20 protein-coding genes are annotated in these 19,740 nt (G+C 68.3%); 8 read left to right on the plus strand and 12 right to left on the minus strand.

The window, feature by feature from the left end; translation table 11 throughout:
- Positions 1-12 precede the first annotated feature (12 nt).
- The 4 genes from AC3WRI_RS11785 (at position 13) to AC3WRI_RS11800 (ending at position 4,740) form a co-directional block, all read left to right on the plus strand.
- On the plus strand, positions 13-1,203 hold the full coding sequence (locus tag AC3WRI_RS11785) for a CaiB/BaiF CoA transferase family protein (protein ID WP_011615145.1): 1,191 nt from the start codon (positions 13-15) through the stop codon (positions 1,201-1,203).
- Positions 1,200-2,621: a 3-isopropylmalate dehydratase large subunit gene (locus AC3WRI_RS11790; RefSeq protein ID WP_062804583.1), complete on the plus strand. Its 1,422-nt coding sequence runs from the start codon at positions 1,200-1,202 to the stop codon at positions 2,619-2,621. The genes AC3WRI_RS11785 and AC3WRI_RS11790 overlap by 4 nt, the downstream gene beginning before the upstream one ends.
- A gap of 1 nt (position 2,622) precedes the next feature.
- On the plus strand, positions 2,623-3,249 hold the full coding sequence (leuD, locus tag AC3WRI_RS11795) for a 3-isopropylmalate dehydratase small subunit (RefSeq protein WP_010810022.1): 627 nt from the start codon (positions 2,623-2,625) through the stop codon (positions 3,247-3,249).
- Positions 3,250-3,567: 318 nt separating this feature from the next.
- Positions 3,568-4,740, plus strand: coding sequence for a porin (locus AC3WRI_RS11800; protein ID WP_011615147.1), 1,173 nt, complete (start codon positions 3,568-3,570; stop codon positions 4,738-4,740).
- 41 nt (positions 4,741-4,781) lie between these two features.
- Here the strand turns inward: AC3WRI_RS11800 and AC3WRI_RS11805 are convergent, their stop codons facing one another.
- Both AC3WRI_RS11805 and gbd read right to left on the minus strand, forming a co-directional pair.
- Positions 4,782-5,303, minus strand: coding sequence for an O-acetyl-ADP-ribose deacetylase (locus AC3WRI_RS11805; protein ID WP_010810020.1), 522 nt, complete (start codon positions 5,301-5,303; stop codon positions 4,782-4,784).
- Positions 5,304-5,379: 76 nt separating this feature from the next.
- A complete protein-coding gene (gene gbd, locus AC3WRI_RS11810; RefSeq protein WP_010810019.1) occupies positions 5,380-6,528 on the minus strand; it encodes a 4-hydroxybutyrate dehydrogenase in 1,149 nt (382 codons plus the stop codon).
- Between the two features lie 335 nt (positions 6,529-6,863).
- Between gbd and AC3WRI_RS11815 the strand changes: the two genes are divergently transcribed.
- From AC3WRI_RS11815 to AC3WRI_RS11825, 3 genes are all read left to right on the plus strand, one after another.
- Positions 6,864-7,886, plus strand: a complete 1,023-nt coding sequence (locus tag AC3WRI_RS11815; RefSeq protein WP_011615148.1) for an alpha/beta hydrolase — start codon at positions 6,864-6,866, stop codon at positions 7,884-7,886.
- An 81-nt stretch (positions 7,887-7,967) separates the two neighbouring features.
- On the plus strand, positions 7,968-8,951 hold the full coding sequence (locus AC3WRI_RS11820) for a tripartite tricarboxylate transporter substrate binding protein (protein WP_011615149.1): 984 nt from the start codon (positions 7,968-7,970) through the stop codon (positions 8,949-8,951).
- A gap of 116 nt (positions 8,952-9,067) precedes the next feature.
- Positions 9,068-9,505, plus strand: a complete 438-nt coding sequence (locus AC3WRI_RS11825) for a YbgC/FadM family acyl-CoA thioesterase (protein ID WP_010810016.1) — start codon at positions 9,068-9,070, stop codon at positions 9,503-9,505.
- A 115-nt stretch (positions 9,506-9,620) separates the two neighbouring features.
- Here the strand turns inward: AC3WRI_RS11825 and denD are convergent, their stop codons facing one another.
- From denD to AC3WRI_RS11860, 7 genes are all read right to left on the minus strand, one after another.
- Positions 9,621-10,595: a D-erythronate dehydrogenase gene (gene denD / locus AC3WRI_RS11830; RefSeq protein WP_011615150.1), complete on the minus strand. Its 975-nt coding sequence runs from the start codon at positions 10,593-10,595 to the stop codon at positions 9,621-9,623.
- Between the two features lie 38 nt (positions 10,596-10,633).
- Positions 10,634-11,416: a 2-oxo-tetronate isomerase gene (gene otnI, locus AC3WRI_RS11835; RefSeq protein WP_010810014.1), complete on the minus strand. Its 783-nt coding sequence runs from the start codon at positions 11,414-11,416 to the stop codon at positions 10,634-10,636.
- A 68-nt stretch (positions 11,417-11,484) separates the two neighbouring features.
- Complete coding sequence (locus tag AC3WRI_RS11840; RefSeq protein WP_010810013.1) at positions 11,485-12,858, minus strand: MFS transporter; 1,374 nt, start codon at positions 12,856-12,858, stop codon at positions 11,485-11,487.
- 129 nt (positions 12,859-12,987) lie between these two features.
- Entirely contained in the window at positions 12,988-13,641 is a 654-nt protein-coding gene (gene otnC / locus AC3WRI_RS11845; RefSeq protein WP_010810012.1) for a 3-oxo-tetronate 4-phosphate decarboxylase, read from the minus strand.
- Positions 13,641-14,939 (minus strand): 3-oxo-tetronate kinase, encoded by a 1,299-nt coding sequence (otnK, locus tag AC3WRI_RS11850; RefSeq protein ID WP_011615151.1) that lies wholly within the window; start codon positions 14,937-14,939, stop codon positions 13,641-13,643. The genes otnC and otnK overlap by 1 nt, the downstream gene beginning before the upstream one ends.
- 13 nt (positions 14,940-14,952) lie before the next feature.
- A complete protein-coding gene (gene ltnD, locus AC3WRI_RS11855) occupies positions 14,953-15,846 on the minus strand; it encodes an L-threonate dehydrogenase (RefSeq protein WP_011615152.1) in 894 nt (297 codons plus the stop codon).
- Between the two features lie 55 nt (positions 15,847-15,901).
- The gene (locus tag AC3WRI_RS11860) at positions 15,902-16,636 is read right to left on the minus strand and encodes a FadR/GntR family transcriptional regulator (RefSeq protein WP_010810009.1); all 735 of its coding nucleotides are present in this window, start codon (positions 16,634-16,636) and stop codon (positions 15,902-15,904) included.
- 221 nt (positions 16,637-16,857) lie between these two features.
- On the opposite strand from AC3WRI_RS11860, the gene AC3WRI_RS11865 reads away from it, so the two are divergent.
- Positions 16,858-17,286, plus strand: a complete 429-nt coding sequence (locus AC3WRI_RS11865; RefSeq protein WP_010810008.1) for a GNAT family N-acetyltransferase — start codon at positions 16,858-16,860, stop codon at positions 17,284-17,286.
- A 28-nt stretch (positions 17,287-17,314) separates the two neighbouring features.
- Here the strand turns inward: AC3WRI_RS11865 and AC3WRI_RS11870 are convergent, their stop codons facing one another.
- From AC3WRI_RS11870 to ygfZ, 3 genes are all read right to left on the minus strand, one after another.
- The gene (locus AC3WRI_RS11870; protein WP_010810007.1) at positions 17,315-18,142 is read right to left on the minus strand and encodes an NRDE family protein; all 828 of its coding nucleotides are present in this window, start codon (positions 18,140-18,142) and stop codon (positions 17,315-17,317) included.
- Positions 18,143-18,216: 74 nt separating this feature from the next.
- A complete protein-coding gene (locus AC3WRI_RS11875) occupies positions 18,217-18,507 on the minus strand; it encodes a DUF4936 family protein (RefSeq protein WP_010810006.1) in 291 nt (96 codons plus the stop codon).
- Between the two features lie 17 nt (positions 18,508-18,524).
- Entirely contained in the window at positions 18,525-19,541 is a 1,017-nt protein-coding gene (gene ygfZ, locus AC3WRI_RS11880) for a CAF17-like 4Fe-4S cluster assembly/insertion protein YgfZ (protein WP_081050197.1), read from the minus strand.
- Between the last annotated feature and the right edge of the window lie 199 nt (positions 19,542-19,740).

The following is a 19,740-nucleotide window of genomic DNA, read 5'->3' on the forward strand; positions in this document are numbered from 1 at the left end:
CAGGAGCGACGGATGACAACAATGGAAAGGCCGCTGGTTGGCCTGAAGGTAGTCGAATTCACCCACATGGTGATGGGGCCGGCGATCGGCATGATCCTCGCCGACATGGGCGCGGAGGTGACCAAGGTCGAGCCGCCCGGCGGCGACAACACGCGCCGGCTGGGGGGCTCGGGCGCGGGCTACTTCGCCATGTACAACCGCAACAAGCAGAGCCTGTGCGCGGACCTGAAGTCGGCAGCGGGCAGGGACGCCGTGCGCAGGCTGGTGGACAGCGCCGACGTGGTGATCGAGAACTTCCGTGCCGGGGCGATGGACGAGAACGGCTTCGGCTACGGCGTGCTGGCGGCGCACAACCCCGGCCTGATCTACTGCTCGGCCAAGGGCTTTCTTGCCGGCCCCTACGACCGGCGCGTGGCACTGGACGAAGTCACCCAGATGATGGGCGGGCTGGCCTATATGACGGGCCTGCCGGGCAAGCCGATGCGCGCCGGCGCCTCGGTGATCGACGTCACCGGCGCGATGTTCGGCGTGATCGCCATTCTCGGCGCGCTGCAGGAACGGCACCGGACCGGACGCGGGCAGCATGTGTGCAGCTCGCTGTTCGAGACCACGGCCTTCCTGGTCGGCCAGCACATGGCACAGCAGGCCGTGACGGGCACGCCCGCTCCGCCGATGACGGTGCGCAGTTCGGCGTGGGGGGTTTATGACACCTTCGAGACCATGGAAGGCGCCCCGGTCTTTGTCGGCATCGTCAGCGACACGCAGTGGCGCAAGTTCTGCGAGGCGTTTGCACTGGCCGACTTCATCGGCGACCCCACCCTGGACCGCAACGACGGACGCGTGCGGCAGCGGCCGCGCGTGCTGGGCGCGCTGGCGCCGATGTTCCGCAGCTTCGGCAAGCAGGAACTGATGGCGAAGCTGGAAGCGTGTGGCCTGCCGTTCGCGCCGATTTCCCGGCCCGAAGACCTGTTCGACGATCCGCACCTGAACGCGGGCGGCGGGCTGGTGCCGGTGACGCTGCCCTCGGGCCAGCAGGTGCGGCTGCCGGCGCTGCCGATTGCGATGGACGGGCGGCGCTTCGACGTCTACCGCGACCTGCCGCGCGCCGGCGAGCATTCGCGCACGGCACTGCTGGCCGCGGGCATGAGCGGCGACGCCATCGACACGCTGGAGAGTGAGCGCGCGATCGGAGCGCAGCGATGAGCGCCATGTCCCAGGGCCGGACCCTGTTCGACAAGATTTGGCAGGCGCATGCCATTGCCGAACTGGACGGCGCCAGCCTGCTGCATATAGACCGCGTCTTCCTGCACGAGCGCACCGGCAGCATCGCGCTGAGCTCGCTGCGCGCGGCCGGGCGGCGCGTGCGCGCGCCGGCGCTGGCGTTCTGCACCATGGACCATATCGTCGATACGCGGCCCGGGCGCAACGACAGCACGCTGATGCCGGGCGGCGAGGCCTTTATCACCAGCACGCGCGACAGCGCCAGGCGCGAGGCCATCCGGCTGTTCGATATCGGCGATCCCGGCCAGGGCATCGTCCATGTGGTGTCGCCGGAACAGGGCATTGCCTTGCCCGGCACCACCGTGGTCTGTCCCGACAGCCATACCTGCACGCAGGGCGGCCTGGGCGCGCTGGCCTGGGGCATCGGCTCGTCCGAGGCGGAACATGCGCTGGCGACGCAGACGCTGCGCGTGACGCGGCCGCGCACCATGCGGGTGTCGTTCGACGGCGCGCTGCCAGCGGGCGTCGGCGCCAAGGACCTGATGCTGTGGCTGATCGCACGCTACTCGGCGGCGGGCGCCGGCGGCCATATGCTCGAATTCGGCGGCAGCGCGGTGCGCAGCCTGCCGGTCGAGGCGCGCCTGACGCTGTGCAACCTGGCGGTGGAGTTCTCGGCGTTCTCGGGCATTGTCGCGCCCGACGACACGGTCTTCGAATACCTCGCCGGCCGGCCGTATGCGCCCGCCGGTGCGCAGTGGGAACCAGCGCTGTGGCACTGGCGCAGCCTGTACAGCGACGCCGACGCCGTGTTCGACCGCGAGCTGTCGGTGGATTGCAGGCAGCTGGCGCCGATGGTGACCTGGGGCACCAGCCCGCAGCACGGCGTGGCCGTCGACGGCGCCGTGCCCAACCCCGCCATGGCGATCGATGCCGATACGCGCCAGGCCATGGAGCGCGCACTGTCCTACATGGACCTGCGTCCCGGGCAGCGGATGGCGGACATCGCCATCGATGCCGCATTTATCGGCTCCTGCACCAACAGCCGGCTGTCGGACCTGCGCAGCGCGGCCGGTGTGCTGGCCGGGCGTAAGGTGGCGCCCGGCGTGACGGCCATCTGCGTGCCGGGTTCCAGCGCCGTCAAGCGCGCCGCCGAGGCCGAAGGGCTGGATCGCGTGTTCCGTGAAGCGGGATTCGAGTGGCGTGAATCGGGTTGCTCGATGTGCTTCTACGCCGGCGGCGAAAGCTTCGGCCACCGGCAGCGCGTGATCAGCAGCACCAACCGCAATTTTGAAAGCCGCCAGGGCCCGCAGACCCGCACCCACCTTGCCGGCCCGGCCACGGTGGCGGCATCGGCCGTGCTGGGGCGCATCGCCGACCCGCGCCGGCCGCCAGGAGCCTGAGATGGAGCCGTTTACCATGCATCGCGGCGTGGCCGCGCCGCTGCTGCGCATCAACATCGACACCGACGCCATCATCCCGTCGCGGGAAATGAAGCGCGTCTCCAGGCACGGGCTGGCCGAGGGCCTGTTCGCCGGCTGGCGCTACCTGGCGGGGACGGACCGCAGCCCCGATCCCTTGTTCGTGCTGAACCAGCCGGAGTACACCGGGGCGTCGATCCTGCTGGCCGGAAGCAATTTTGGCTGCGGCTCCTCGCGCGAGCATGCGGTGTGGGCGCTGAAGGAGTTCGGCATCCGCGCCATCGTTGCGCCCGGCTTCGGTGCCATCTTCCACAACAACTGCGTGCGCAACGGCCTGCTTCCGGTGGTGCTGCCGATGGCAACGGTGCAGGCACTCGCCGACGACTGCGCCGCAGCGCCGGCCACGCGGCAGGTGACGGTCGACCTCCGGCAGCTGGAAGTGGTGTCGCCAGCGGGCGCGCGGTACGGCTTCACGCTGGGCAGCGAGCAGCGGCAGATGCTGCTTGAAGGGCTGGACCCGATCGCGCTGACGCTGAAGCTGGCGTCAAGCATCGACGCGTTCCAGGGCGCGGACCGGTTGCGCCGGCCCTGGATCCATTTCGATGGCTAAGGCGCGGCGGCTGTCGGGCGGGACGGCCTGACGCGCATTCCTGCCTGCGTCTCGTCGTTTTCAAAACGCGCGGCGGTTCTTGGTTCTGATTTTTCCAGGGGTGGATGTTCGGCTTTGCGCCAGCGGCGCAAAGCCGTGCTCACGGCGTGAGCGGCTTTGTCACGCCCATCGCCAGCGAAACGCGGGCGGAATCCCTCAGCAGGTGTCGTTGCAGTGGTTTTCGAAGGCAGTTCCGGGAGGGCCCGCACCCAGTCGGCGCATATGCGAGGGACGCGAATCAACAGGTGCGGCAACAAATTCAAAGACGGAGGAAACAGAATGAAAAAGCAGCTTGCAGGTTTTGCATTGATCGGCGGATTCGCGCAGATGGCTTGCGCACAGGGCAGCGTGACCCTCTATGGCGTCGTCGATGAAGGCCTGACCTACAACAACAACGCCGGTGGCCATCACCAGTTTGGCCTGGTCAGCGGCGTGATCCAGGCCAGCCGCTTCGGCCTGCGCGGCAGTGAGGACCTGGGCGGTGGCATGAAGGCGCTGTTCGTGCTGGAAAACGGCTTCGACGCCAGCAGCGGCAAGCTGGGGCAGGGCGGCCTGATATTCGGGCGCCAGGCGTACGTCGGCCTGTCCGGCAACTACGGCACGGTGACCATGGGCCGCCAGTACGACTCGGTGGTGGATTTTGTCGGTCCGCTCAACATCGGCGCGCAATGGGGCGGCTTCTACAACGCCCACCCCGGCGATATCGACAACCTGAACAACTCCGCCCGGGTCAACAACGCCATCAAGTTCCGCAGCCAGAACTACGGCGGCCTGAGTTTTGGCGGGGTCTACAGCCTGGGCGGCGTGGCGGGCAGCCCGGCGCGCAACCAGATCTGGTCGCTGGGCGCGGGCTATGGCAGCGGGCCGTTGCTGCTCGGCATCGGCTACCTGAACGTCAGGAACCCCAATACCTCGTTCTACGGCACCGGTGTCACGGCCAACACCACCGGCTCGGCACCGTTGAACACGCTGACCAATATCGGCTCGCCGGTGCAGTCGGGCTACGCGTCGGCGCGCTCGCAGGAAGTCTTTGCCGCGGGCGCAGCGTACAGCTTCGGCGCGGCCACGGTCGGGACCACGTACTCCAACACGCGCTTCAAGGACCTGGGAGACCTGTCGTCCGGCCCGAATCCGTTCGGCTATCGCGGCACCGCGACCTTCAACAATGTGGAAGTCAGCTTCAAGTACCAGGTGACGCCGGCATTGCTGATGGGCGTGGCCGCGGACTATGCCAGGGGCAGCGGCATCAATGACGCCAGCTACCGGCAGTTCGTGCTGGGGGCGGACTACAGCCTGTCCAGGCGCACCGATGTCTACGCGATGGCGATCTACCAGAAGGCCTCGGGAATCGATTCCACCGGCAAGCGCGCGGTGGCCGCGATCAACGGCGTGCGTCCGTCGGCCGATGACAGCCAGGCGGTGTTGCGCGTGGGCCTGCGCCACAAGTTCTGACGCAGGCGGTGGAGATCGCGGGGCATGCCCCGCGATCCGTCTCAGGACAAGCGCTCGCGGTACAGGCGGTAGTTCTCGTCGTCGAAGCAGACGAAGGTGACCTGCTCGATCTCCGGCGCCGCGGCCAGCGCCTCGCGCACCGCGGCGATGGCGATATCCGCCGCGCGCTCGCGCGGGAAGGCGTAGATGCCGGTGCTGATATTGGGAAAGGCCAGCCTGCGCAGGTGGTGCTGCGCCGCCAGCCGGATGCTGTTGCGGTAGGCGTTGGCGAGCAGTTCGTCCTCGCCCTGGTCGCCGCCTTGCCAGACCGGCCCGACCGCGTGGATCACGTATGGCGCCGGCAGGTGGCCGCCGGTAGTGATCACCGCCTCGCCGGTGGGGCAGCCGCCCTGCGTGTCGCGGATCGCGCGGCAGGCCTCCTTGATCGCGGAGCCGCCTGCCCCGTGGATGGCCCCGTCGACGCCGCCGCCGCCCAACAGGCCGCTATTGGCCGCGTTGACGATGGCATCGACTTCCATCCGGGTGATATCGCCATGGACTACCTGCAAGTGCTCGCCGCTCATGTTGTCTCCTGCGCTGTGGAGGGAGGGCCGCCGGACAGCCGCTTGGTCGGTCTGACCGGCGGGAAGCCGCTGTGTGCTACATGGACTGCTCAAGCATACGCCGATAATCCGCGGCGCTGGCTTCTTTCGGGTTGGTCTTGTGGCAATGGTCGACCAGCGCACCGGCAATCACCTTGTCGAACATGTCCTCGGTGACACCCATCTGACGCAGCCCGGTGGGCAGGCCCAGGCGCACGGTCATGTCGTGCACGGCCTGCGCGATATCGGCGCCGTCGGGCAGGTGCATGGCGCGGCGCAGGCGTGCGTAGCGGTCGTCGCGCACCACCGTGGGCGCATCGGCGTTGAAGCGCAGCACCGCCGGCATCACCACCGCGTTGAGCGTGCCGTGGTGCAGGCCGGTGCGGCCGTCGATCTTCAGCCCGCCCAGCGGGTGCGACAGCGAATGCACGCAGCCCAGCCCCTTCTGGAACGCCATTGCGCCCTGCATCGACGCGCTCATCATGTTCAGGCGTGCGTCGCGGTCCTGACCGTCGCGGGTGGCGCGTTCGATATGGCCCCAGCCGCGCTCCAGCCCGTCCAGCGCAATGCCGTCCGCGGGCGGGTTGAAGGCGGGGGCCAGGAAGGTCTCGATGCAGTGCGCGATCGCATCCATGCCGGTGGCCGCGGTCAGCCCGGCCGGCAGCCCCAGCGTCAGTTCCGGGTCGCAGACGGCGGACTTGGGCAGCAAATGCCAGGAATGGAAGCCCAGCTTGCGGCCGTCGTCCAGGATGATGATGGCGCCGCGCGCCACCTCGCTGCCGGTGCCCGAGGTGGTGGGCACCGCGATCAGCGGCGCCGCCTTGTCGGTGATCCTGGCGCTGCCGCCTTCGATGGTGGCATAGGTGGTCAGCTCGCCCTCATGCGTGGCCAGGATGGCGATGCCCTTGGCGAGGTCGATCGACGAGCCGCCGCCCACTGCCACCAGCCCGTCGCAGCCGGCCTCGCGGTATTGTGCGGCGGCCTTGCGCACCATGGCCTCGGTCGGGTTCGACGGGGTTTCATCGAATACCGCAACCTGCAGGCCCTGCATTGCATCGATGGCACGCTGCGCCACTCCCGCGGCGACCACGCCCTTGTCGGTCACCAGCAACGGGCGGCGGATGCCGATGCGCTCGCATTCGGACTTGAGCAGGCTTACCGCGCCGAAATCCAGGTGGATGTGGGTCAGATAGTAGATAAACGCCATGTTTGCTTGTCTCCTGCCGGGATCTGCCGCCAAATTGTCTTTTGCACGGGCCTGGAGCGGATGCTCGCCAGGCCCGCTGTCTTGGGTTTCAATGGACCTGCACTACTGCGTTTCCGGAGCCCTCGGGACCGCTTCAGCCGATCATCGCGCAAAAACTTGCCGCGTGGCAGGCTGACAGCGACTTTTCGGGGTTATCTCGTACTGCCGGGCACCTGGAACATCTGGCATCATACTAAAATCGAACGATCGTTCACAATTCGAACTTGTCCCGATGCGGGCGACGCGCAGAACTTCTGCACGCCGCTGGCACCGGCTCCGGATCCGCGTCATTCCCTATGTCCGCCGCACCGTCTTCCAGCCCTGATGCGCCCGCCACGCCCGGCCTGCCGTCCAGCCCGCTCGACCCGCAGGTGGCCGCGCTGCTGGAGCTGATCGCGCGCGCCAAGCGGCCGCCGATCCACGCGATGGAGCCCGAGGACGCCAAGATCGCCTACGAGAAAAGCGCGCCGATCCTCGATATCAACCCGCCGCCCGTGTATATGGCGGAAGACCTGCTGGCGCCGGCGCGCGACGGCCACGCCATCCCGCTCAGGCTGTACACCCCGCGCGAGGCCAGCTGGACCGAGCCGCTGCCCTTGCTGGTGTATTTCCATGGCGGCGGCTTCACGGTCGGCAGCGTCGATTCGCACGATCCGCTGTGCCGGCTGCTGTGTGGCCAGGCGGACTGCATGGTGCTGTCGGTGGACTACCGGCTCGGGCCGCAATGGCGTTTCCCGACGGCGGCCAACGACGCCTTCGATGTGCTGCACTGGGTCTTCGCCGAAGCCGGCCGGCTCGGTGCCGACCCGGCGCGCATCGCCGTGGGTGGCGACAGCGCCGGCGGCACGCTGGCCGCGGCGTGTGCCGTGGAGGCCCGCAATGCGGGCCTGGCGCCCGTGCTGCAGTTGCTGATCTATCCCGGCACCTGTGCACGCCAGGACACGCCGTCGCACCGCGCGCTGGCCGATGGCTACCTGCTGACGGCGGACATGATCCGCTGGTTCTTTGCCCAGTACCTGGACCAGGAAGCCAGCCGCGACGACTGGCGTTTCGCCCCGCTGGATGGCGGCGGCGCCGGCGCCGAGGTGCGCGGCACATGCCCGGCCTGGATCGCCGTGGCCGGCTACGATCCGCTGCATGACGAGGGTGTGGCCTACGCGGAGAAGCTGCGCGCCGCCGGCGTGGCCGCCACGCTGGCGGACTACCCCGGCATGATCCATGATTTCTTCAAGCTGGGCCGGTTCGTGCCGGCGGTGGCGCAGGCACATGCCGAGGCCGTTGCCGCGCTGCGCGCCGCGTTCGGCACACCGCACAACTAGACCAGCAGCCACGGTCAGGGCCGCACCGGCCCCGGCCTTCCATTTTCAGCAGTGACTTGCAGCACAAGGAGACATAGTCAAATGCAACGCCGCCACTTCATCGCCCGCGCGGGCATCGCCGCCGCCACCGCGGCACTGGGCCTTGCCGCCATGCCCGCCCAGGCACAGGCCGACAAGTTCCCGCAGCGCCCGATCCGCCTGGTGATCGGCTACACCGCCGGCGGCTCCACGGATATCCCGTTCCGCGTGCTCGCCGACAACGCCTCCAAGATCCTGGGCCAGCCCGTGATCGTCGAGAACAAGCCCGGCGCGGGTGGCGTGCTGCCCGCGCAGATGATGCAGTCCACCGCGCCGGACGGCTACACGCTGGCCCAGGTCGCCATGCCGGTCTACCGCCTGCCGTACACCACCAAGATCAACTGGGACCCGGTCAAGGACCTGAACTACATCATCAACCTCGCCGGCTATTCGTTCGGCCTGGTGGTGCCGGCCGATTCGCCGATCAAGACGATGCAGGAGTACATTGCCTACGCCAAGGCCAATCCGGGCAAGCTGACCTACGGTTCGCCGGGCTCGATGACCACGCTGCACCTGACCATGGAAGAGCTGGCGATGAAGCAGGGCGTGCAGTTCTCGCACATCCCCTACAAGGGCAATTCCGAGTCGATGCAGGCGCTGCTGGGCGGCCACGTGATGTCGGTGGCCGACACGCCGGCATGGGCACCGTACGTTGAGCAGGGCAAGCTGCGCCTGCTGTCGACCTGGGGCGAGAAGCGCTCGGCGCGCTTCCCCAGCGTGCCGACGCTGAAGGAACTGGGCATCGGCATCGTGCAGACCTCGCCGTTCGGCCTGGTCGCGCCCAAGGGCACCGATCCGAAGATCGTGCAGAAGCTGCATGACGCCTTCAAGAAGGCCATGGACATGCCCAACTACCGCGAATCGCTGGCCAAGTTCGACATGGAGCCGTACTACATGAACAGCCAGCAATACGCGCAGTTTGCGGCCGAGACCGTCAAGAAGGAAAAGGCGATCATCGAGAAGCTGGGGCTGGCCAAGGCACAGTAAGCGCAATCAGCCTGCCGCCGCCATCATCGATCCAGGCCGCCGCGCCTGCCGGTCCTGTCCGGCGGGCCGGCGGCCTGGTGCTTTGACAAGCCACGACAAACAAGGAGACCAGGCCGATGGCCAAAGAGGATTTTCGCCACAGTATCCCGCTGCGCGTGCGCTGGGCCGAAGTCGATCCGCAGTCGATCGTCTTCAACGCGCACTACCTGACGTACTGCGATATCTGCGTGACCGAGTACTGGCGCGCGCTGGGCATCCGCTATCCGGAAGATGTGCTGCACGCGCATGGCGTGGACATCTTCGTGGTCAAGTCCACGCTGGAATACCACGCCTCGGCGCGCTTTGACGACGAGCTGGAAATCCGCGGCCGCATGTCGCGCCTGGGGCGCTCGAGCATGCTGTTCCGGGTGGAGATGTTCCGCGGCGACGAACACCTGATTACCGGTGAGATCGTCTATGTGTGCGCGGACCCGGCCACGCAGAAATCGGCGGCGATTCCGGGGCCGGTGCGGGAGATTATCGAGGGGTATGAGGTGGTGAAGCCGGCGGGGTGATTCCGTGCCGACGAGTCTTCAAATCCCGCTTGTTTGCTCCCCTCTCCCGCAAGCGGGAGAGGGGAGCGGCTCTCAGCAAATATTAGGGCCGTCGCAGCAGGGAGGCGAGATTCGCTTACTTGGCCAGCCCCGCATCTTCCATATAGGCGCGAATCACCTCATCAAAGCTCGCGTCGCTCTGGAACCCCAGCGCCAGCGCACGCTCCGCGTTCCACGCCGCCGGCCAGGTGCCGACGATGTTCTCCACGCGCGCTTCGCGCTCCCACGTCACGCGGTCCGCCACGGCATTGCCCGCCACGCGGCGCAGGGCTTCGATCATGCCGGCAGCCGTGACCGACAACCCCGGCAAGTTCACCACGCGGCGGTTGCCCAGCCGTTCGCCGGCCAGTTCGATGCCATTGACCAGTGCCGCGACGGCCGCTCGCGGCGACAGCAGCCACAGCGGCGTTTCCGGTGCCACCGGGCAGTTGGCAGCAACACCAGACAGCGGCTCACGGATGATGCCGCTGGCGAACGACGAGGCCGCCGCATTGGGTTTGCCGGGGCGCACGCTGATGGTCGGCAGGCGCAGCACGCGGCCGTCGACAAAGCCGCGGCGGCTGTAGTCCGACAGCAGCAGCTCGCCGATGGCCTTCTGCACGCCGTATGACGATTGCGGGTTCAGCGCGGTATCGTCCTGCACCACCGGCGGCAACTGGCCCCCGTAGACCGCGACCGAGCTGGTGAACAGCACGCGCGGCTGGTGGCCCAGCTCGCGGCAGGTTTCCAGCAGCGCGCGCGAGGCGTCCAGGTTGACGCGCATGCCCAGGTCGAAGTCGGCCTCGGCCTGGCCGCTGACCACGGCCGCCAGGTGGAACACGGCGCCAGTGTCGGTGTCGATGGCCTGGCGCAGCACGGCCGGGTCGGACAGGTCGCCGGTGACCACGCGCACGCGCGCATCGTCCAGGCCTTGCGGCGCCACCACGTCCAGCAGCGTCAGGCGCTTGATGGCCACGGGCTGGCCGTCCAGGTTCAGGGTGCCGCGTTGCAGCAGCAGGCGGGCGAGTTGCAGGCCGAGGAAGCCGGCGCCGCCGGTAATCAGTACGTTCATGGCAGGATGGGAGCGGTTGTTCTTGGGGTTGGTCGCGATCAGCGGCCCAGGTAGGGCTTGAGCCAGCCCAGGCCGGCCGAGGTGCCGGCGCGCGGGCGGTATTCGCAGCCGATCCAGCCGTCGTAGCCGAGCGTGTCCATGACCTCGAACAGGTAGGGATAGTTCAGCTCGCCCACGTCCGGCTCATGGCGCTCGGGCACGCCGGCGATCTGGATATGGCCGATGCCCGCGATGTCGCGCTTGAGCTTCATCGCGACATCGCCTTCGACGATCTGGCAGTGGTAGCAGTCGAACTGCACCTTCAGGTTGGCCGCGCCGACTTCCTTGCAGATAGCCTGGCCGTCGTCCTGGCGGTTCAGGAAATAGCCCGGCATGTCGCGCGTGTTGATCGGCTCGATCAGCACGGTCACGCCCTGGGCGGCGGCAGCGTTGGCAGCAAAGGCGAGGTTCTCGAGGTATGTGGCGCGGCAGCGCGCGCGGTCGGCATCGGCAGGGATCAGGCCCGCCATCACGTGGATGCGGTCATTGCCGATCACGCCGGCGTATTCCAGCGCGCGGCCGATGGTGCCGCGGAAATCCGCCTCGCGCCCGGGCAGGGCGGCCAGGCCGCGTTCGCCTGCTGCCCAGTCGCCCGGCGCCGCGTTGAACAGTGCCTGTGTGAGGCCGTTCGCGTCCAGGCGCGCGCGCAGCTCGGCGGCGGCGTGCTCGTATGGGAACAGGAACTCCACCGCCCGGAAGCCGTCGGCCGCGGCTGCGGCAAAGCGGTCCAGGAAGGCGTGCTCGTTGTACATCATCGAGAGGTTTGCGGCGAAGCGCGGCATTCGGAACTCCAAAGCGGTGGTACGGATCCGGCCCGATCGAGACTACGTCGAAAGCGGGCCGGCCAGGATCAGCGGTTGACCAGTTTAGCGGGCGTCAGCCACACCAGCACGGCGCCGACGACCAGGATCGCGGACAGCACGTACATGGGCAGCTGCGTACTTTGCGTCATGTCCTTCAGCGCGCCGACCATGTACGGCGACACGAAGCCGGCCAGGTTGCCCACCGAATTCACCACGGCAATACCGGAAGCGGCGGCAATGCCCGACAGGAACGAGGTCGGCAGCGACCAGAACAGCGGCGCGCAGGTCAGCACCCCGGCGGCGGCCAGCGACAGCGCGGCGATGGCCACCGTTGTATTGTTGGTGAACGAGGCCGCAATGGCAAAGCCCGTGGCACCCATCAGCGCCGGCACGATCAGGTGCCAGCGGCGCTCGCGGCGTGCGTCGGCGCTGTGGCCCAGGATGTTCATGACGATCACGGCGCAGATGAACGGGATCGCCGACAGCAGGCCGATGTTCAGGTTGCCGGTCACGCCGCTGGCCTTCACCAGCGTCGGCATCCAGAAGGTCAGCGCGTACTGGCCGGTGACGAAGCAGAAGTAGATCAGGCACATCCACCACACGCGGCGGTCGGAGAACACCGCGCCCAGCGAGTGGCCGTGGGCCTTGCCGGCGGCGCTGGCGGCGTTATGGGCGCCGCGCTGGTCTTCCTCGATATTGCGCTTGAGCACGCGCTTTTCATCGGCGTCGAGCCACGGCGCCTTGTCGATGCCGTCGCGCAGCACGAACACCGTCACCACGCCGATCACAAGCGCGGGCAGGGCCTCGAGCAGGAACATCCATTGCCAGCCGCGCATGCCGTGCGTGCCGTTGAACGCGTCCATGATCCAGCCCGACAGCGGATTGCCGAACATGCCCGCGATGGGGATGCCCGACATGAACAGCGCGATCATCTTGCCGCGGCGGTTGGCCGGGAACCAGTAGGTCAGGTACAGGATCACGCCGGGATAGAAACCCGCTTCGGCGAGGCCGAGCAGGAAGCGCATCACGTAGAACTGGGTCGGCGTCTTCACGAACAGGAACAGCGCCGAGATGATGCCCCACGTGATCATGATGCGCGCGATCCAGATGCGCGCGCCGATACGATGCATCAGCAGGTTGCTGGGCACCTCGAACAGGAAGTAGCCGATAAAGAACAGGCCGGCGCCGAGGCCGAACACGGTTTCGGAGAAGGCCAGGTCCTGGCCCATCTGCAGCTTGGCGAAGCCGACATTGACGCGGTCCAGGTAGGCGACCACGTAGCACAGCATCAGGAACGGCATGACGCGCCAGAACACCTTGCTGTAGGCGCGTTTTTCGATCTGGGCTTCGGTGTCCAGCCGGGCGTTGCCGCCCAGGCTGTCAAGGGCGGGCACGCTTGCCGCCGGTTGGTTTGGATTCACGGTGGTCTCCGGGTATGGTGGTGGGTCTAATGCGGCGGCGCGCGGACTGCAGGCATGCGCGTCCCCCGCACGGTGGCCGCAAGGCAACCGCGCCGGGTGAAGCCGTCGTTTATCGGGGAAAAGCGGTTGTTACCAGCGCGCCTGGAAGGCGTCGCGCAGCTCAGTCAGTGCGCCGTCGGGCAGCGCAGCGCGGGCGGCGAAGCCCGGCGTGTCTTTCATCGTCATCCATAGCTTGGCGGTTTCCTCCAGTTCTTCCAGCGCGAACGCGGCGCGCGAGACGCTGGATTCCCACACTACCGGACCAAGGCGCTCCAGCAGCACGCCACGCACCTGCGCGGCCAGCGTGGCCACGCGCGCGGCCACGGCCGGATCGCCGGGGCGATGGTAGGGAATCAGCGGGATATGGCCGACCTTCATCACGTAGTAGGGCGTGAGCGGCGGCAGTACGTCGTCCGGTTGCCAGACACCGGCCAGCGTCAGGGCCACGAGGTGCGTCGAGTGCGTATGCACCACGGCGTGCGCCTCGCGGTTGTTGTCGTAGATCGCGCGATGCAGCATCAGCGTCTTGGACGGCTTGTCGCCGGAGACCCAGCTGCCATCGGTGGCCACCTTGGCGACCGCGGCCGGGTCCATCATCCCCAGGCAGGCATCGGTCGGCGTGATCAGCCAGCCGTCGTCCAGCCGCGCGCTGATATTGCCGGCCGAGCCCACGGTATAGCCGCGCTGGTACAGGCTGGCGCCGATGCGGCAGATCTCTTCGCGCAGCTTGCTTTCGGTGCTCATCAGTGACCTCCAAGCTGGCGCAGCGCTTCGTCAAAGAAATCCGGGCCGCCGAAGTTGCCCGACTTGAGCGCCAGTGCCAGCGGCTTGGCATCCAGCGTGACGGTGGCCGGCACGCCCGGTGCAATCTGCGCGCCGATACGCAAGGCGCGCACGCCCAGCGCCTGCACCACCGCGCCGGAGGTTTCGCCGCCGGCCACGACGAAGCGGCGCGTGCCGCGTGCCAGCAGCCCGGCGGCAACCGTGGCCAGGCACTGTTCGACCAGGTGTCCGGCGCGCTCGACGCCCAGTTCGGCCTGCACGGCCTTGACTTCGTCGGGGCTGGAGGTGGCGTAGATCAGCACCGGTTCGCCATGACCGGCGGCAAAGGCCAGCGCCGCGTCGGCAACGGCTTCGCCGCGTGCCAGCGCGAGCGGGTCGATGCGCAGCGCCGGGCGGCCTTGCTCCAGCCAGCGTGCTACCTGGCCATTGGTCGCGCGCGAGGCGCTGCCGGCCAGCACCACGCCCGGGCCGTCGATGGCCGGCACCGAGGCCGCGTCACCGCGCTGCGGTAGCAGGCCGGCGCGGCGGAAATTCTCGGGCAGTCCCAGCGCGATGCCGGAGCCGCCGGTGATCAGCGGCAGGTTGGCGCAGGCCTCGCCCAGCGTGAACAGGTCCGCGTCGGACACCGCATCGGCAATCGCCATGCGCACGCCGTCGCTGCGCAGCGCAGCGATGCGCTCGGCGGTGGCATGCGCGCCGCGCGCAACCGCGTCGTAGCGCAGCAGCCCGACCTTGTTCTTGCTCTGGCGCTGCAGTACGCGCACCAGGCTGGCATCGGTCATCGGCGTCAGCGGATGGTGCTCCATGCCCGATTCATTGAGCAGCGCATCGCCCACGAACAGGTGGCCGCGAAAGATGGTGCGGCCGTTTTCGGGGAAGGCCGGGCAGGCGATGGTGAAGTCGCTGTCCAGTGCCGCCAGCAGCGCCTCGGCCACCGGGCCGATATTGCCGGCATCGGTCGAGTCGAAGGTGGAGCAGTACTTGAATACGAACTGGCGGCAGCCCTGCGCGCGCAGCCATTGCAGCGCGGCCAGCGACTGGGCCACGGCCTCGACGGCCGGGATGGTGCGGGACTTGAGCGCCACCACCAGCGCATCGGCTTCGCCAATGTCCTGCACGGCGCCCACGTCGGGCAGGCCGATGGTCTGCACGGTGCGCATGCCATTGCGCACCAGCGTGTTGGCGAGGTCGGTGGCGCCGGTGAAATCGTCGGCGATGCAGCCCAACAGCGGGCGATGGGCGAGGGTGCCTGCGGTCATCTTCGCTTCTCCCTTATTCAGCCTTGCCCGGCAGTTCGATGCCCGGGAAGATCTTGATCACGGCCGAGTCGTCCTCGCCGCCATGGCCGGCGGTCGACGCCATCATGAACATCTGGTGCGCGGCGGCCGACAGCGGCAGCGGGAATTTGCTGTGGCGCGCGGTGTCGAGCACCATGCCCAGGTCCTTGACGAAGATGTCGACCGCCGACAGCGGCGTGTAGTCGCCCTTCAGGATATGGGGCACGCGGTTCTCGAACATCCACGAGTTGCCCGCGCTGTGCGTGATCACGTCATAGAGCGCATCGGGGTCCACGCCTTCGCGCAGGCCCAGCGCCATCGCTTCGGCGGCCGCGGCGATATGCACGCCGGCCAGCAGCTGGTTGATGATCTTGACCTTGGAGCCCGCGCCATGCGCGGCACCCAGGCGATACACCTTGCCGGCGATGGCGGCCAGCACGTCCTCGGCCAGCGAGTAGGCTTCGGCCGGGCCGGAAGTCATCATGGTCATTTCGCCGCTGGCGGCGCGCGCGGCGCCGCCGGAGACCGGTGCGTCCAGCATCAGCAGGCCCTGTTCCGCCAGCCGGCGGCCTAGCGCCTCGGCAAAGCCCGGCGGCACGGTGGCGCTGGCGATCACCAGCTTGCCCGGCTGCATCGCGGCCGCGGCACCGTTGGCGCCGAACAGCACGGCCTCGGTCTGCTGCGCGTTGACCACCAGCGTCAGCACCACGTCGCAACGGCTGCCCAGCTCGGCGGGCGAGGCGCACGGCACGCCGCCGGCATCGGCAAAGCGCTGCAGCACTTCGGGGCGCAGGTCGCACGCGTGCACGTTGAAGCCGGCACGCAGCAGCGACTGCGCGACACCAAAGCCCATGGCACCAAGGCCGATGACGCCGATATTCCTGGACATGAAGGGACTCCTGAAACAGATACGGATAATTCGATGGTTCGGGCTTGCGCGCGCGTCAGTTGGCGGCGCCGTGCGCTTCGCCGCTCTCGTCCGCACCCAGCTGGGCGAGACGGTGCGCGGCGTTGTACATATGGTTCTGCGCGGCATTGCGCGCGGCCAACGGGTCGCCGGCGCGGATGGCGGCGACGATGGCCTGGTGTTCTTCACGCACCTGGCGCGAAAAGTCCGCGCGGCGCGCCTCGTTGGTGCGGGTCACGCGCGTGGCCGCTTCCAGGTACTGGCTGAGGAAGGCCAGCGTCTTCAGGAAATACGGGTTGCCGGTGGCCTCGGCGATGGCGCGGTGGAAGGCCACGTCTTCGGCCACGCCGTCGCCGCCTTGCGCAACCTCTTCGTCGAGCCGGGCCAGTGCGGCGTCGATGGCCGCCATCGACGCATCGGTGCGGCGGCGGGCGGCCTGCGCGGCCACCTCGGCCTCGATCGCGCGGCGCAGTTCGACGATCTGCAGCACCGATTCCAGCGTGCCGGTTTCGGTGTAGTCGATGCGCAGCGGCCGGATGCCGGCCTGTAGCGTCACGAACACGCCGCTGCCCTGGCGCGACTCCACCACGCCTTCGTACTTGAGCCGGGAGATGGCTTCGCGCACCACGGTGCGGCTGACGCCGAATTCCCCGGACAGCACCGCCTCGGTCGGCAGCTTGTCGCCGCGGGCAAAGGCGCCGCTCTGGATCTTGTCCAGCAGTTGTTCGGCGACATTGTCGGTGAGGGCGCGGGCAGGGACTTTCTGGAACACGGCAGCTTCCCGGGTTATTCGGTAATCAGGTCATCATACAAATTTGCTAGGACGCTGCCGACCCCGGGCAAACCCTGATATGGTGCAACTTCAAGAGCGGAGATGCGGCGAGTGATCCGCTTTGGTGCATCGACGGTCACTGCGACACTGGCGTATCATGGGCGCCCGTCCGCATCCCCTGCCCGACGCAATCGTTCTCCAAGCGCCTGATTCCACACGCCATGTCCATCACTGTCCTGATCTGCCCCTGGTCCGAAGCGCGCGAACGCGCGCGCGCCATCCGTTACACCGTCTTCGTCGAAGAGCAATGCGTGCCGGTGGAACTGGAATGGGATGAGTGGGACGAGCCGAGCTGGCACGCGCTGGCGCTGGCCGAGGATGGCACGCCGGTGGCCACCGGACGGCTGCTGCCGGATGGCCATATCGGGCGCATGGCGGTGCTGCAGTCCGTGCGTGGCACCGGTGTCGGTGCAATGGTGCTGGACGCGCTGATGCGCAAGGCTGAAGCGCTTGGCTACCCGGAACTGGTGCTCAATGCGCAGACGCACGCGGCGCCATTCTATGCGCGCGTGGGCTTTGCGCAGGTGGGGCCGGAATTCGAAGAGGCGGGCATCCCGCACGTGGAGATGCGCAAGCGGCTGGCCGGCTGAGCGCCGGAATCCTCGGTTCCAGCGGGCCTCAGCGCGGCGCTGGCACGATGCCGGTGTCGCGTTGCAGGTTCAGCTTGCCGTGGAAGTTGACGTCGCCGATGCGGCCGTCGGCGTCGAAGCTGCGCTCGCTCAGGTCGAAACGGCCATCGTGGCGCACGCGCAGCACCGTGCTGGCGCGCGTGCCGTACAGCGGCGAGCGGATGAAGGCCGACGACAGCAGCTTTTCCCATTCCGGTGCCACGCCCGTGGCAGGCAGTTCGAAATCCGCCGCCTGGCGCTCGTCGGCGAGCATTTGCAGGTAGGGCTCGGCGCTGGCGTTGGCCTGGCCGCTGTCGGCGGCCAGCACTTCGGCCAGCGCGCCCACGCGGCTGCGCACCTTGGGCCAGGGCGTGTCGAGCAGGGCGTTGGACAGGCCGTACAGCCCCGGGCGCAGCCGTTGCGGCTGGCGCGAGGCGGCGCGGTTGCTGTACCACCAGAGTTCACGCAGGTCGCTCGCCAGCAGGTTGAAGCCGTTGTAGCGGCCGTCTTCGCCGGCGAGGCCGTCCAGGTAGTCGAACGGCGCCTCGCGTCCGCGCAGGAAACCGGCCACCAGCTCGCCGCGCGAGCGCGCGTCGGTGCGTTTTTCGGACGGGGCGCGGTAGTTGGTCAGTGCCGCGAAGCGGCCGTCGGCGTTGACGCCCATCCAGGTGCCGGGCTCGCCGATGACTTCCGCCAGGTCGCGCCCGGCCAGCACCTGCGGTGCATCCTGCCACCAGTGCGCGGCCGCCGCGGGGCGGACATAGAATTCATCGCGGTTGCCGGCGACGACCAGGGCATAGTCGGGGTGGGATTGCCAGGCAACCAGGATCAGACACATCGCTTTGCTTCCTTTGCCGCCGGGGTGGCTGCAGTGGCACCCGGCGTACTTCAGTCCAACGGCATCCTGGACGCCTACAGCACGTCCAGGTCGACAAAGTGCTCGGCCCGCCGCTCGCCATCGACCCATTGGTCCAGCCCGCTCTGCCGCCACAGGCCTTCCAGCGTGGCATCGAACGCGGGCGGCACGTCGGGATAGCACTCCATCCAGGTCTGCACGCCGGCGCGGGTTTCCGGCCTGCGCATCAGCGTACCACCAATTCCGGTTGCTTCGGCGACAGTCTCCATCCAGCGGTGCCAGTGCGGCAGCGCCTCGGCGGCAACGGCTTCCGGGACGCGGAAATAGACGTAGAGGTGATCGCTCATGGCAGGTCCTGTGGGTTTCAGCCAGCGGCCTGGGCGGCCTCGCCCAGCGGCACCTCGTAGGGCAGGGTGGCCGTAGCCACTGCCGCGCCCTCGGCGCTGCCCAGGCGCAGCGCACTGGCGGCGGCATCGATCTTCAGCTCGGCCAGCCCGGCCCAGCCGCCCTGGGGCGCCGGTGCGGCGTTGACGATCATGCCGCACGGCTGGCCCGGATCTTCCGGACGGTAGATTTCAGCCGCGGGCGCCGGCACTTCGCCTTCACCCTGCACCAGCCACATGCGGCGCTTGAGCGTGCCGCGGTACTGGCTGCGCGCCACGATTTCCTGGCCGGGATAGCAGCCCTTGCGGAAATTGACCCCGCCCACCAGTTCGAAATTGATCATCTGCGGCACGAACTGCTCTTGCGTGGCCGCGACGATGCGCGGCAGGCCCGACTGCACTTCCAGCCAGTCCCACAGCGCGGGCGTCGCATCCTGCAGCGAGGCGGCAAGTGCCGCGCGCACCGCCTCGGCGCGCTCGGCCGGCAGCACCAGCTGCCAGCGCGGCTGGCCGGCGCCATCCGGCAGGCGGATCACGGTGATGCCGTCGGCTTCGGCCACGGCAAAGGCGACCTCCGGCACGGGCAGGCCCGCAGCGGCCAGGGCCTTGGCAGCGCCGGCCCCGGCGAGGCCGAGGATCGCATGGGTGGGGGTGATGTCGGACAATTTGGCCTTGGCGCGCAGCACGAACATCGACAGGCGCTTCTGCACCGGGGCCTGGATGTCGGCCGACAGCTGCAGCACGATGCCTTCGACATCGCGCCACATCAGGAAGGTGGCGAGCAGGCGCCCCTTGGGTGAGCAATAGCCCGCCAGGCGGGCCGCGCCGGCCTTCAGGTCTTCGACCGCATTGGTCAGCTGGGTGTGCAGGAAGCTGCCGGCATCGTCGCCGGCCACACGGACCAGGCCAAGCCCGGGCGGGCTGCAGACGATGCCGCTGCCGCTCAAGGCTTCAAGGTTTGCGGCGAGTTCCTGGGCTTGGGCATTCATCACTGGCATTGCGTGGCAATCGTTGAGGCAATTCGGGAGAGGGAAGGCGCCGGTCGTGCGCCGTGCCGGGCGGGCCGTCAAGCGGCGCCGGCGCCGCGGCGCATGGTCGGTGCGAGGCTGCCGGTTATTATATGGGGCTATGAGATTTTCGGCCGGCGCCGGCAGCACGTGGCGGCAAGCGGTGGCGCGCAAGCCCTCCGACGGATCC

The organism is Cupriavidus sp. FW305-27 (assembly GCF_058787995.1).